The 12702-nt window shown below is 39.6% G+C and carries 15 protein-coding genes and 2 pseudogenes; 5 read left to right on the top strand and 12 right to left on the bottom strand.

The features are described from left to right. The 12 genes and pseudogenes from IM462_RS18700 to radA all read right to left on the bottom strand — a co-directional run. A pseudogene (locus IM462_RS18700) lies at window positions 1-88 on the bottom strand (IS200/IS605 family transposase); the annotation flags it as partial. Next, on the bottom strand, window positions 85-1446 hold the full coding sequence (locus IM462_RS18695) for a hypothetical protein (protein WP_287703833.1): 1362 nt from the start codon (window positions 1444-1446) through the stop codon (window positions 85-87). The pseudogene IM462_RS18700 and the gene IM462_RS18695, both read right to left, overlap by 4 nt. Window positions 1447-1448: 2 nt before the next feature. Further along, window positions 1449-2270 (bottom strand): alpha-ketoglutarate-dependent dioxygenase AlkB, encoded by an 822-nt coding sequence (locus tag IM462_RS18690; RefSeq protein ID WP_287703832.1) that lies wholly within the window; start codon window positions 2268-2270, stop codon window positions 1449-1451. Between the two features lie 39 nt (window positions 2271-2309). Beyond that, window positions 2310-3683, bottom strand: a complete 1374-nt coding sequence (locus IM462_RS18685) for a 1-acyl-sn-glycerol-3-phosphate acyltransferase (RefSeq protein WP_287703831.1) — start codon at window positions 3681-3683, stop codon at window positions 2310-2312. A 295-nt stretch (window positions 3684-3978) separates the two neighbouring features. Continuing rightward, window positions 3979-4788, bottom strand: a complete 810-nt coding sequence (locus tag IM462_RS18680; RefSeq protein WP_287703829.1) for a Uma2 family endonuclease — start codon at window positions 4786-4788, stop codon at window positions 3979-3981. Between the two features lie 185 nt (window positions 4789-4973). Then, window positions 4974-5903 (bottom strand): lysylphosphatidylglycerol synthase transmembrane domain-containing protein, encoded by a 930-nt coding sequence (locus tag IM462_RS18675; RefSeq protein WP_287703827.1) that lies wholly within the window; start codon window positions 5901-5903, stop codon window positions 4974-4976. Further along, the gene (locus IM462_RS18670) at window positions 5896-6354 is read right to left on the bottom strand and encodes a DUF29 domain-containing protein (RefSeq protein ID WP_287703825.1); all 459 of its coding nucleotides are present in this window, start codon (window positions 6352-6354) and stop codon (window positions 5896-5898) included. Before IM462_RS18670 ends, IM462_RS18675 begins: the two co-directional genes overlap by 8 nt. Continuing rightward, entirely contained in the window at window positions 6351-6821 is a 471-nt protein-coding gene (locus IM462_RS18665; RefSeq protein ID WP_287703823.1) for a DUF29 domain-containing protein, read from the bottom strand. Before IM462_RS18665 ends, IM462_RS18670 begins: the two co-directional genes overlap by 4 nt. Beyond that, window positions 6818-7288 carry a DUF29 domain-containing protein gene (locus IM462_RS18660; protein ID WP_287703821.1) on the bottom strand — a complete coding sequence of 157 codons (471 nt, stop codon included), beginning with the start codon at window positions 7286-7288 and terminating at the stop codon, window positions 6818-6820. The genes IM462_RS18665 and IM462_RS18660 overlap by 4 nt, the downstream gene beginning before the upstream one ends. Next, window positions 7285-7755 (bottom strand): DUF29 domain-containing protein, encoded by a 471-nt coding sequence (locus IM462_RS18655; protein WP_287703819.1) that lies wholly within the window; start codon window positions 7753-7755, stop codon window positions 7285-7287. The genes IM462_RS18660 and IM462_RS18655 overlap by 4 nt, the downstream gene beginning before the upstream one ends. Window positions 7756-7827: 72 nt before the next feature. After that, window positions 7828-7929: a cytochrome b6-f complex subunit PetL gene (gene petL / locus IM462_RS18650; RefSeq protein WP_002791324.1), complete on the bottom strand. Its 102-nt coding sequence runs from the start codon at window positions 7927-7929 to the stop codon at window positions 7828-7830. A gap of 45 nt (window positions 7930-7974) precedes the next feature. Further along, complete coding sequence (gene radA / locus IM462_RS18645; protein WP_287703817.1) at window positions 7975-9501, bottom strand: DNA repair protein RadA; 1527 nt, start codon at window positions 9499-9501, stop codon at window positions 7975-7977. 233 nt (window positions 9502-9734) lie between these two features. On the opposite strand from radA, the gene rpaB reads away from it, so the two are divergent. From rpaB to folE, 5 genes and pseudogenes are all read left to right on the top strand, one after another. Continuing rightward, entirely contained in the window at window positions 9735-10463 is a 729-nt protein-coding gene (rpaB, locus tag IM462_RS18640; RefSeq protein ID WP_002734727.1) for a response regulator transcription factor RpaB, read from the top strand. 9 nt (window positions 10464-10472) lie between these two features. Continuing rightward, complete coding sequence (locus IM462_RS18635) at window positions 10473-11114, top strand: cofactor assembly of complex C subunit B (protein WP_287703815.1); 642 nt, start codon at window positions 10473-10475, stop codon at window positions 11112-11114. A 197-nt stretch (window positions 11115-11311) separates the two neighbouring features. Next, window positions 11312-11497 (top strand): hypothetical protein, encoded by a 186-nt coding sequence (locus IM462_RS18630; RefSeq protein ID WP_287703813.1) that lies wholly within the window; start codon window positions 11312-11314, stop codon window positions 11495-11497. A gap of 8 nt (window positions 11498-11505) precedes the next feature. After that, window positions 11506-11577, top strand: a pseudogene (locus IM462_RS21120) (peptide deformylase); the annotation flags it as partial. A 423-nt stretch (window positions 11578-12000) separates the two neighbouring features. Continuing rightward, the gene (folE, locus tag IM462_RS18625; RefSeq protein WP_287703811.1) at window positions 12001-12657 is read left to right on the top strand and encodes a GTP cyclohydrolase I FolE; all 657 of its coding nucleotides are present in this window, start codon (window positions 12001-12003) and stop codon (window positions 12655-12657) included. Window positions 12658-12702 lie beyond the last annotated feature (45 nt).

Raw genomic sequence — 12702 nt, 5'->3', positions numbered from 1 at the left:
CGAAAACGGCTTTACGATATTTGGCTGGGAACACTAAATGATATAGCAAAACACTTACATTATGGCTCTTATGGATGTATTCACTCATTTTTCTATTATACGCCGCGAGCGGCGGGGAATTAGACCCGAAGAGATTAAAATAGCGAATATAACGGCTTTGCGATTTCTCTCTAGTTGCCGTGTTAAGTTTTTTCGTTCTTCCTCAAAACGATTCAGTCTGCGCTCAATTTCCTCTAACTTAATTTCTTGTTTCGAGTTCTTAGTCTCAAGATTTTGTATATTAGATATAAGAGTTTCTAAATCTGCTTGTATTGTATCTTTTTCCTTTTGTAAGGTTGTCTGAAATTCCTCTAATTTTTGATCATAGGATTCTACAATCTCAGAAATTTTTAAATAATTACTTTCAACAGCTAATAACTGTTCTAGCTTAACATCAAAACTATTAAACTGAGTTGGTAATCGGTTAACTTGTTCTGACAAATCACCAGAATTATAAAAAGTATCTAATTCAGGAGAGTTTCCTACATCAGAGAAAACTTTGTAGACACATACATAACTGTAGCTAGTCTTCTCTCTTGGAATTAGTCCATCTTCTCCTGTTAGTAAATTTTCTCTTAAAATTGATGGTAGTTTTAAGGAAGATTTAAAGTCATTGCCACCAGCAAATTGTCTAAATATTTCTTGATTATATTCTCGTTTACTTTCTAATTTTGTGTATGAAATTTTACTTTGTATCTGCCTTTCCATATTTTGGGCTATTTTATGTTTTTTTAAATCATTAATCAATAGTAAACTTCTTTCTGGTTGATAATTAAGCAAAAAAATAATGCTTTGTAATTGATTAGTTTTAAGTTCATTTAAGCAATTTTGAAGCATAAAAATATCAGTGCTTTCAATTGTAGGCATTATCTTCGTTACATCCTTAACATAATTTATATTTAAAGTACGAGTTAACAAGGCAAAATGATAGTCTTTAAAGCAATTGTTGATTATATTTTTAGTGATGTCTTGACTCGTTCGCCAAGTATCAGAATATAGGTCGTAGGAATAGATAACTATAGATTTTACTTCTGGGTAAAATTGTCGTACAAAACTTAATAAACCAAGAGCTTCAGGTGCAGCACCCGCACAAAATAAACAAACTTTGAGATGTTTTTTGTCAAAAACTAGCTGCATCAAACTAGGGTCTTTTTGTTGCAAGCTTTCCAAAGCTCGATAAGTCATTTCTACATAATGAGGATAGTAAGCCAGTAAGTAAGCAGCCTGAGTGTTATAATTAGAATAATCTACACTTACATGATTAGTATGAAAACTACTTCTTAGTCGTTTAACATCAGGTTGCAAAGATTGTAAGTAAGATTGAATATTAAGACTTTTTCCCTGGGATTTATTCAGAGAACTTAAATTTTCTAGAATTAAATCATATAAGTTGTCAAGTTCGTTCATGGTTAGATAATAGTCCTGAAAGTAAGATTAATTCTCGCAGAAATATTGTGATTAGTTTTGGGTAATTGATGCAACCAGTGGTGTTGAGTTGCTCCGCGCATGATGAGCAAACTACCTGATGTTAGATCAAGATTGATAATATCTTCCTCCTGTTTGTGTTTAAGTGAAAATCTCCTTGTACTTCCAAAACTAACCGATGCGATAACTGGATTTTTGCCTAATTCTGGTTCATCATCACTATGCCAAGCGACGCTATCTCGACCATCTCGATAAAAATTCAGAAGCACGCTGTTAAATTTCGTACCTGCTAGAGTTTCCGCTCTCTCTTTAATATATAATAAGGTATCTGTCCAAGCCAGAGGATTCATATTAATTCCTGAATAAGTATAGGATTTATCTGAATCGCCATACCAAGCAGTTAATCGAGGTAGAGGTAAGGTTTGCCCCATCATTTTTATATAATCCTGTCGCCAAGCTATCTCATTTTGTAAAATATTTAGCAAATATTCACTTTGTTTATCATTAAATATTTCTTGGTAAAAAACAACTTCACCGTCTCGATTAATTAATGTTTCTCCAATGGTTGATTCTAGAGGATTAACTTTGATAAATTCTCTAATTCCTTGCTGACGATAACGACTAAACCACTTGTATAATGTGCTATAGCTATAATCTGAAAATTGAGCAAACTGTCTAATATTATAAGACTGAGATGTTTTAAAATCAATCAATGCTTGTATCGGCTGAGTTTTTTCGGCCTCTAGCAGATAGACTTTTAAAAGAGAGATAGATTCTTTGATATGCAAAGTTTTATATTTGCTCATAGATAGAAGAAAAAATTAAAACATTTTGATATTAATTATCTACTGATGAATAATTAAACTTTCTAAACTGGTTTGTAAATCTTGGGTTAATTGTGCTACGGCCGAGCGTCGATCACTTTTATAATCGCCATAGCGCTCGGATACGGAAATAGGTTTACCAATAGTTATTATAGCTTTTTGTTGACCAATTTGGGGACGGAAAAAGGGATTACCTCCCTTAATTCTTGTCACTAAATCCCAGAGTAAGAGAATTGTCTCGGCAAATCTTTCTACGGTGGGTTTTTCTTTGACATAATAACCAGTTACTGACACGAAACTTTCCACAATTCTCATGTGCCACATTTTTAAATTAGCTTCATCGGCCAGGCGATCAGCTAATCCTAATTCAAGGGGAGAAATAGAATGAGTGGGTTTTAATTCTTCCCGATAAATGCGTTCCCATCCTGCTTGTTCCAAACGACGACAGCGATCGATTACATTACCATTAGGAGAAACATTAAAATACTTTTCTACGGTTTGTAAGGCCACATCTAATAAATTGGCTAAACGTTTGGCTAGGGTTTCGTTTGGATCATCACCATTGGCAGGCACTACTGGCAAAGATTGATAGTAGAAATCTCGATAAAAATCCTCCATTAAAGATAATAATCTTTCTCCTAACCGAAAAAGACGCTCGTATAAAACCTTTTCTTTTGAGGATGAATTCGGGATTGTTTCTAAACCGCTATCGGTTTCTAAATTAGTTAAAATTTGCTCGATTTCTGGCCACACTGGAGTCAAATAAAAATACTGAATACCAATAGGTAAAATAATTACTTCCTGCTGTTGTTTAGCTTTTTTGACATCATCCACACCCCAAAAAGCCAATTGAGAAATACCCGGTTCAATAGCACTGACAAGCTCATTATGTCCGTTAGTTGCCCCTTCCGGAGCGGCAGCTAGAGGATAATCTCCTTCTAATAATAAACGACGAGCCGATCGCAATCCGATTAAATCGGCTTTTCCCCGTTGAATTGGTGTGCCACCTAACTTAGAATATAACCATCCTACCCTTTCTCCAGCCCATAAAGGAATCCCTCGATCGTACATAAAATGAGCGTGAATGGGTGCTGGTAATTTTATTCCTAACTCTTTGGCTTTTTTGGGTACTAATTTCCACAAAAGATAGGCCATACAGTAGGGATCGTTAATACTGGGATGACGAAAAGCCAGCAGTAAACGGACTTTTTTCTCTTGACTTTTTTGATAAAATGTGATTAAAGTTTCTAGATTGGCGGCGGAAATTTCTCTTAAATTGGTTTTAGTTTGTAACCAGAGAGGTAAAAAGATTTGACATCCCCTTAAAAGCAAGGGATTAAGGTCAGGGTGGATAAATTCGAGGGGGGGTTGTGCGCCCAAAGATAGATTAGACATATAAGTAGTCGTGCCAAATAAATTTCCTGGTTGAGACAGTTATCAGTTATCAGTTATCAGTTATCAGATTTGAGTTTTCAGTTCACTGTTTACTGTTTAAGGAAGAATAAAAGAAAAATCTGATCAATAATTACCCACTGTCCAAAAGGTAATCAAAGCAGCAAACAGGTGTCGCGCTAGATTTCAAATACACTGGGATTACAGGCTCCCTCAACCGTGAAAGGAGAAATTAACCGACTTTGAGGGAGGAGGAACACCAGTAGTTTACCTCCTCACCTAAACAAATACAGCTATACTATAGCTCTATCCCCATTTCTCGCAAACGAGCCGCCAGCTGTTGAGAACGCTGTCTTTCCTCTTCCAGAGCTTGCTGAGTAGCATTTAATTGCTCCTGTGCTGCAGCCGCTTGCTCCTGGGCTGCGGCTGCTTGCTCCTGGGCCGCTTCTTCTGGCAAGGGGATTAAATTGCCTTCTGGGTCATAAAATCTCGCCCAAATTGCCGTTTCTCGGTCAATAGTCCCCTGCCAAGTTCCCAACCAATAGCCTAAGCTTTCGCACCATAACCAGCCGCGCTCGTTTCGTTCTAAAGAATGGTAGCGTTGGTCGGCCCCTAAATGCCATCCTTGTAAAGAATTGCCATCGAAAGGATCGTAGATGAAATAATCTGGCGTGCGGAAGGTTCCCTCATAAATGGCTTTTTTTCGCACTTTATCGGTTCTGGCGGTACTAGGAGAGGTTAATTCTACGATAACGTCGGGATAACGTCCCTCTTCTTCCCAAATTACCCAACCCTGTCGCTCTCTCTTGCCATCGACATTGAGGACAGCGAAGAAATCTGGCCCGCGAAAATCGCGATTTTTCGCCTGTTCACGGCTGAAATAAATAAACATATTGCCACCGGTGTAGAAGTCGTCTCGTTCGCCGTAACCCTGCTGTAGGGAGCGAATCAAGACATTCATGGCAATGCGGTGTCGGTTGCTTTCCAATGGTTCACCATCATCAAAAATTAAGTCTGTGGGGGGTGGGGGGGGTTCCCAGAAGTCCTCGAAATCTTCTTCTATCAGTGCCGGAGAGGTGGCAGTTTCGTCGCTTTTGGCAATCGTCATTTTTTCGGCCTCTCTAGGTGGGAGTATCCATGTTTTTGCTGATTATTGATCCTATGTTACATCAGAATTTAGGAGTGAGGAGATAGATGTTAGGAGTTGAGGAAATTATCTTGGCTTAACAATGATCAAAACTTTTCTTCTGGGTGCGTTACATCGGGCTAACACACCCGACTAATATCCTTAAGCTAACCAAAAAACTTGGCTTTATCTTTAACTAATTTTGTCCCGATTCCGGCGGCAATGACTTCGGAGAGAATGCTAATTAAACGATAGATCGCAACGGTGACAAGTACGTTAGCAGCGGGAAATTTTTCTGTGTCTAAAAGTGCGATTACTGTAGCTTCAAACACTCCTAGTCCTCCCGGCGCTCCGGGGACAACTAAACCCAATAACCAAGCAAAACTAAAGGTTCCTAGTAGGGGTAAAATCTGAGCGGGGGTAATCATTTTTAATACCATCCAAGCTAAAATAAAACCCGCACCGCGCCACAATAAAAATCCAGTTTCACCCAAGAGGGGGACGAGAGGATATTTAGTTAGATAAACAGGTTCTTGAGCAATCTTTTTCTTTTTGCTAAGGATTTTGAGAGGATAATTTAAAAATTTGGGATGAATGCCAATTAAAATTAATCCTAAAACTAATATCTGTATCCCTAGACTTGAGCTAGATTTCATCCAACCTAAACCACTAGCAATAACTGCTATGGCTAAGGCTGCACATACCAGTAATAAAAGTTCTAATAAAACGCTTAAACTAGCGGTTCCCCAATCACTTCCTGCTTTATTAATTGCCACGATGCGAGCATAAAAGTGACCGATATTACCGGGTAGATATTTTCCTAAATTGGTAATCATATAGATGCCAATTCCTGCGGAGGTTTTAATCGGTTGTTGATAGCTTTTGAGTATCCATGTCCACACCCATCCTGCCCAAATTTGAGCAATAACGGTGGTTACAAGTGCCAAGAAAAGAAATAACCAGCCATGATTTTCAATTCTAACTGAGGTGACGTTATCCCAGTTATTTTTAAGGTTACTGAGAACAAAAAATAAGGTTCCCCCAATAATCAGCCAACGTAGAAACTTTTTCAGCATTTCGTTTTTTCCTTTATTCATTTTCTGGAGGAAACCAATCGAGATCAAGGAGATTTTCTAAACTGTAGGGACATTCCCCAGGAAAACTAACTTGATTATCGGTTTTTTCTCTAACATAATTTAAGGCTTTCTGATAAATGCGAGGTAATTCTTGAGTGAGATAATTGCGGAGATTAGTAGTTAAATAAGTATCGATCTGGTTTTTAAAATTGACAATTTCTGAGCGCCAATGACTACGATTATATGTTCTTTCATCTTCCCAAAATTGTAGGAGTAAACAATGTCTGATAATTTGCTCTAATAAACTGGCAACACGAAACTTTTTCTCGCTTCCTAAATCTTCTAACTCCTCGATTAAGTTTTCTAAATCTAAAGCTTCATATCTTTTATTCTTCAAAAGTTCTATAGTTTCTTCTAACCAGAGGTAATCATCAATTTCGTAGAGAGTTTTTAAGTTGAGAATAACAGTCATTTTTTATCTCCTTGATGATAAGATGGCAGGCAATTAGGATCGAGAAGTTCTTCTAAACTGTAGGGACAACTATCGGGGAAAGTAACTTTATTTTTTGTCTTTTTCCGCACAAAGAAAACTGCATCTTCATAAATGTTAGTTAACTCATTTTGTAAATAATTACAGAGATTAGTGGTTAAACGTCTTTTTAGCTGAATTTGAAAGTTGACTATTTCTAACTCCCAGTGATCCTGATTATATGCTCTTTCCTCTGTCCAGAACTGTAGGAGTAAGAAATGTCTAATAATTTGCTCTAATAAACTAGCAACACGAAACTTTTTTTCGTTTCCCAAGTCTTCTAACTCCTCGATTAAATTGTCTAAATCTAAAGCGTCAAATCTCTTCGCTTTTAAGAATTCGATAGTTTTTTCTAACCAGAGAGAATCATCAATTTCGTAGAGAGTTTTTAAGTCGGGAATAACAGTCATTTTTTATCTCCTTGATTGTCAGATGGTAGCCAATTAGGATCGAGAAGTTCTTCTAAACTGTAGGGACAAGTATCGGGAAAAATGACTTGATTGTTGGTCTTTTTTCTCACATAACGGAGTGCCTTCTGATAAATATTATCAAATTCTTGTTCTAAATATTTCCGTAAACTTGCCGTTAGGTAGGTATTTAATTGATCTTGAAAATTTACCAGTTCTGATTCCCAATGAGCTTGATTATATTCTCTTTCCCTTGTCCAAAATTGTAATAATAAACCATGTCTAATAATTTGCTGTAAAAAACTAGCAACACGAAACCTTTTTTCGTTTCCCAAGTCTTCTAACTCCTCGATTAAGTTTTCTAAATCTAAAGCTTCATATCTTTTATTCTTCAAGAGTTCTATGGTTGCTTCTAACCAGAGGGAATCATCAATCTCATAGAGAGTTTTTAAGTCGGGAATAACAGTCATTTTTTATCTCCTTGATTGTCGAATGGTAACCAATTAGGATCGAGAAGTTCTTCTAAACTGTAGGGACAAGTATCAGGAAAGTTGACTTTATTATCAGTTTTTTTACGAACATATTGCACAGACTCAAAGTAAATTTGCTCAAATTCCTGTTCTAGATATTTGCGAAGATTTGTGGTTAAATAACGCTGTAACTGATATTGAAAACTTATTATCTCTGCTTTCCAATGAGCTTGATTATATTCTCTTTCCCTTGTCCAAAACTGTAATAATAAACAATGTCTAATAATTTGCTGTAAAAAACTAGCAACACGAAACTTTTTCTCGTTTCCCAAGTCTTCTAACTCCTCGATCAAGTTTTCTAAGTCTAGCGCTTCAAAATTTTTAGCCTTGAGCAGTTCGATAGTTTCTTCTAACCAGAGAGAATCATCAATTTCGTAGAGAGTTTTTAAGTCGGGAATAATAGTCATTTTTTATCTCCCCTAAAATTGGCAATAGTGACCAGTTAAACCGATCACTACAGCTTTTTTACTGTTTATATACTAGATAATTTTAGCGGCGCGCAGACCGAAAAAGAGACCGAGGGCAATTCCGGTAAAAACGATCAGATAACCCGCTAAAGCAGCAACAGCTAACACAGACATGGTGAAAATCTCCCAAGTAATTTAATCTTTTTTAGCATTGTACCGTTATTCTTGCCCTTCCCCTTCCTCGTCTTCCATATCTTCCCCAAAGCGCTGCTGGGGGGGAATTGCGGCGACAATTGCCTCGATTACCTTGCCGACTGGAACAATTTCTAAGCCCACATCTTCGGGATAAACTTGACCTCTGGGGACAATCGCCCGTTTAAAGCCCAATTTAGCCGCTTCTTTTAATCTTAGTTCCATTTGCGACACCAAGCGTACTTGTCCGCCTAATCCCACTTCCCCGATTAAGACTGTGCGCGGATCCACGACTCGATCGCGAAAACTGGCGACAACAGCGATCGCAACTCCCAGATCCGCCGCCGGTTCTTCCACTCCCAACCCTCCTGCGGAAGCAACATAGGCATCTAATTTCGATAAAGGAATACCGACGCGCTTTTCTAAAACGGCGAGAATTTGCTGTAATCGGTTGTATTCTATGCCAGTAGTCGATCTTCGCGGGGAAGCATAGCTGGTAGGGCTAACTAATGCCTGTAACTCCACCACAATCGGGCGTGTACCTTCACAGGCTACCACCGTCGCCGTACCTGGGGAAAATTCGTCGCGATTGCCTAAAAACAATTCTGAGGGGTTTTCCACTTCCACCAAACCGTGATCCACCATCTCGAAAATACCGATCTCATGGGTTGCCCCAAAACGGTTTTTCACGGATCTTAAGAGACGATGGGAGGCATAGCGATCGCCTTCAAAATATAACACTGTATCGACCAAATGTTCCAAAACTCGCGGACCAGCGATCGCCCCTTCTTTAGTCACATGACCGACAATTAATAAAGTAATATTCTCCCGTTTTGCCACCTGCATCAAGGCGGAGGTACATTCGCGAACTTGGGCGACAGATCCCGGTGCGGAAGTTAACGCCCCAAAATAAAGAGTTTGAATACTGTCAATTACCGCCACCTGTGGGCGTAGAGATTCTAATTCCCGCAAAATTTCCTCTAAATCGGTTTCTGGCAGAACGTAGAGATGATTATCGAGTTCTGCGGTTGATTCAGAGGCTTTTTTCTCCTTGCCATTGCCGTTATTTTCCGACTCCACGGGGACCACTCCCACTCCTAAACGGGCAGCCCGCAGTTTAATCTGTTGTCCCGATTCTTCGGCGGAAACGTAGAGGATGCGCGGTAATCTTTGGGCGAGTTGGTTGGTAACTTGCAGTAAAAGCGTCGATTTGCCGATACCTGGATCGCCACCAATTAGTACAAGAGAACCGGGGACGATGCCACCACCGAGAACGCGATCGAATTCCCCGTAACCGGAGGGAAAACGTTCCTGTTCATACTGGGTAATTTCCGAGAAGCGAACCGAGATGCGCGGTTGCGGGTTGCGTTGTCCTTTGCCGTTATTTGGGCGACTATTTTGCCATCCTGGGCGATTTACCGCCGGATTATTGCCACCAGCCATCACTTGTTCTTCTAGCGTCCCGTAGGTGTCACAACTGGGGCATTTTCCCAACCATTGGGGAGATTCCGCCCCACAAGCGCTACAGATATATATTGTTCGCGATTTCGCCATGTTTTTTAAGAAAAGTTGAAGAAAAGCGGTTTGGGGATCAATTCTCTTGTCAAATTTAGTTAAGTATGATATAGGGTAAGCAAGACCCTAAAGTTATTGATAATTGCCATAAAAGAAATAAAATAGGAAATTTAGGCTTAATGATAACGGCAAAGGGATATTCTATAAACAGGAACGCTCGTTATTTAACTTTAAAATTCATCACACTATTTAACTAAGGAGTGTTAATTCAGTTGGAGAACCAGAAGGAAAAAATTCTCGTTGTTGATGATGAAGCCAGCATCCGTCGTATCTTAGAGACTCGTTTGTCGATGATTGGTTATGAAGTCGTCACCGCCGCCGACGGCGAGGAAGCTTTAGAAACCTTCCGCACCGCCGAACCCGATTTAGTGGTTTTGGATGTGATGATGCCGAAATTAGACGGTTACGGTGTCTGTCAGGAACTCCGCAAAGAATCGGATATTCCTATCATTATGTTAACGGCTTTGGGGGATGTGGCCGATCGAATTACTGGGCTAGAATTGGGCGCGGATGACTATGTAGTTAAACCTTTTTCTCCCAAAGAACTCGAAGCGCGGATTCGTTCGGTGTTGCGTCGGGTAGAGAAAAATGGCGCCCCGGGGATTCCCAGTTCCGGTGTGATTCATATCGGTTCGATTAAAATCGATACCAATAAACGCCAAGTGTATAAGGGAGATGAACGCATCCGTCTGACCGGTATGGAATTTAGTTTACTAGAATTATTGGTCAGTCGCTCGGGAGAAGCTTTTTCCCGCTCGGAAATCCTTCAGGAAGTTTGGGGTTATACCCCCGAACGTCATGTGGATACGCGGGTGGTGGATGTGCATATTTCCCGTTTACGAGCCAAATTAGAGGATGATCCCAGCAATCCTGAGTTAATTCTCACCGCTAGAGGTACAGGCTATCTTTTCCAGCGGATTTTAGAACTAGACGAGGAATAGTTCTCAGCTATGGCACCAGCTGATCCCAATCGTATTTTAAGACTGTTACCCCTGTTCGCCGGCATCGTCGGGGGTACGGTATTAATGTTTAATCGTTTTGCCACTGCCGATTTAACCCCATCGCAAGCGCGTTCCGATGTGATGGGAGTGATTTTGAGTGGGGTTTTAATTTTGGTGGGTTTAATCTGGCAAAGAGTTCAACCCCGCTTACCGGATGCTGTGGAATTAATCGGGCGCGAAGGTCTGGAATTTGCCCCAGATTTGCCAGAACCGGTTAAAATTGAGCTTGCCTGGGCTTCCCATTTACTTTTAACTAACACCGCGACAAAATCTCTGATCGTTTATTATCGGGGACAAGTTCTCTTACGTCGCGGTATCTTAAGCCAGAATTCTGAAGTTAAAGTTAGTAATATTATCAAAAGAGTTTTAGAAACCGGTAAAGCCGTCTATTTAGTTAATTTAAATTTATATCCCGCTAAAATCGAGTTTGACTATTTGCCAGAAAACACTCAAGGCTTAATCTGTCAACCCATCGGTAAGGAAGGGGTGTTAATTTTGGCGGCAAATGCGCCGCGCAGTTATACTAAACAAGATGAAATTTGGATCGAGGGAATTGCTGATAAATTAGCCAATACTTTCAGTCAGTTTTAAACGATTTCAGCAATATTTAAGAATTTGGTTAAGACTGATAGTAAGCAATTAGCGATCAAAATGTTATTTTCTCTCGCTGATCTACTCCTAATTTGACATTTTTCTTGACTTGAATATTTTTTGAGAAGCTTTTTAGTTTCTCACTTTTTCTCCCCTGAGACTACAAGTATAAATACTTAATTGATTTTTCATTTTATATGCTACCAGTTATACTACAATTTGAAGTGCGGAATGTGGGTTGTATCACCGAATTGTCACGCCAGGGAACCGACCTCCAGACTGTTCAAGCTGTGAGCGGCCACCCTTCAATCGCGAATTTACAGCGATATATCGAATTAGATCCCGATCGCAGGAAAAACGCGCTCGAAAAGATTTTTAGTTAGCTTGGGGTATCTTTCAACACGAATAGGATCATCTGGAAGGAATCCTCTTTCTCGATCGCCTTGCTTCTCCGGCGAATTGATACTCGGAGGAAGAATAGCAAAAAATCAGTAATATTGCTGAATATAGGCGATAAAATCGCAAAATATGCCTATATCTTCAAAATAAGTTAAATAACTTAACGGGACTATATTTATCTGGCGACAAAATTTTTGTTGGTAAATCTAAATTTTTTGTTAAAATGATAACGATTATCATTCCAAGCAAACCACTCAAGCAAACACATGAACTACTTGACAAGATAGATTAATTATGTATTAAAATCCTGCCCTCAATATTTCCCCACGGAGATAACCCCAAAGACGAGGGAATAACCCGATAGCTTTCATTAGTTATCGTCTAGATGCCCAGAAAAATAAATACTTTAGCAAAGGGTATTTATTGACATTGGTAAAATCAGAAAACTTTGCCGATTAATTAACTATTGGAGTCTGTAAAAATATCTATGACCTTAGCTAAGTCCAAAGCAATTTTCGACAATGATGACTACAATCACTTTCCCGAAGTGATTACCGAACCTCAATCGCCGGTATCAGAAGCCGAGATGATGCAAGCAGTACGAACACTGCTGTTAGGATTAGGAGAAGATCCCGATCGCGAAGGTTTACGAGACACTCCTAAACGAGTAGTAAAAGCCCTAAAATTTCTCACTTCTGGTTATCAGCAATCACTTGATGAATTGCTGAATGGGGCAGTTTTTCACGAGGATGCTAACGAGATGGTTTTAATCCGAGACATCGATATTTTTAGCTCCTGTGAACACCATATTTTACCAATTATCGGCCGCGCTCATGTTGCCTATATTCCTAACGGGAAAGTGATCGGTTTATCGAAAATTGCCCGCATCTGTGAAATGTACGCCAGACGACTGCAAGTACAGGAACGTTTAACCGCACAAATTGCCGATGCTTTGCAGGGATTACTACAACCTCAAGGGGTAGCTGTGGTGATTGAAGCGACTCATATGTGTATGGTAATGCGCGGGGTTGAAAAACCCGGTTCTTGGACTTCTACGAGTGCCGTGCGCGGTATTTTTGCCGATTCTGCTAAGACTCGTCAAGAGTTTATGAGTTTGATTCGTCATAGTCCCGATTTTCACTAATTACTCAGGGGGATTGGGATTATTTGATCGTCCTATCCCCAGTTT

Source organism: Microcystis sp. M144S2 (assembly GCF_020246065.1).
In the GTDB taxonomy this organism is placed as follows: domain Bacteria; phylum Cyanobacteriota; class Cyanobacteriia; order Cyanobacteriales; family Microcystaceae; genus Microcystis; species Microcystis ichthyoblabe_A.
Note: the sequence above shows the minus strand (reverse complement) of the source record. Positions and strands in the feature narration are given on the sequence as shown.

What these genes read in the sequence shown, in the direction of transcription:
- radA (WP_287703817.1), bottom strand. Translation starts at nt 9,501, where the DNA reads ATGGCGAAATCGCGAACAATATATATCTGTAGCGCTTGTGGGGCGGAA.
- IM462_RS18660 (WP_287703821.1), bottom strand. Translation starts at nt 7,288, where the DNA reads ATGACTGTTATTCCCGACTTAAAAACTCTCTATGAGATTGATGATTCC.
- folE (WP_287703811.1), top strand. Translation starts at nt 12,001, where the DNA reads ATGACCTTAGCTAAGTCCAAAGCAATTTTCGACAATGATGACTACAAT.
- petL (WP_002791324.1), bottom strand. Translation starts at nt 7,929, where the DNA reads ATGTCTGTGTTAGCTGTTGCTGCTTTAGCGGGTTATCTGATCGTTTTT.
- IM462_RS18690 (WP_287703832.1), bottom strand. Translation starts at nt 2,270, where the DNA reads ATGAGCAAATATAAAACTTTGCATATCAAAGAATCTATCTCTCTTTTA.
- IM462_RS18675 (WP_287703827.1), bottom strand. Translation starts at nt 5,903, where the DNA reads ATGAATAAAGGAAAAAACGAAATGCTGAAAAAGTTTCTACGTTGGCTG.
- IM462_RS18695 (WP_287703833.1), bottom strand. Translation starts at nt 1,446, where the DNA reads ATGAACGAACTTGACAACTTATATGATTTAATTCTAGAAAATTTAAGT.
- IM462_RS18655 (WP_287703819.1), bottom strand. Translation starts at nt 7,755, where the DNA reads ATGACTATTATTCCCGACTTAAAAACTCTCTACGAAATTGATGATTCT.
- IM462_RS18665 (WP_287703823.1), bottom strand. Translation starts at nt 6,821, where the DNA reads ATGACTGTTATTCCCGACTTAAAAACTCTCTACGAAATTGATGATTCT.
- IM462_RS18685 (WP_287703831.1), bottom strand. Translation starts at nt 3,683, where the DNA reads ATGTCTAATCTATCTTTGGGCGCACAACCCCCCCTCGAATTTATCCAC.
- IM462_RS18630 (WP_287703813.1), top strand. Translation starts at nt 11,312, where the DNA reads ATGCTACCAGTTATACTACAATTTGAAGTGCGGAATGTGGGTTGTATC.
- IM462_RS18680 (WP_287703829.1), bottom strand. Translation starts at nt 4,788, where the DNA reads ATGACGATTGCCAAAAGCGACGAAACTGCCACCTCTCCGGCACTGATA.
- IM462_RS18670 (WP_287703825.1), bottom strand. Translation starts at nt 6,354, where the DNA reads ATGACTGTTATTCTCAACTTAAAAACTCTCTACGAAATTGATGATTAC.
- IM462_RS18635 (WP_287703815.1), top strand. Translation starts at nt 10,473, where the DNA reads ATGGCACCAGCTGATCCCAATCGTATTTTAAGACTGTTACCCCTGTTC.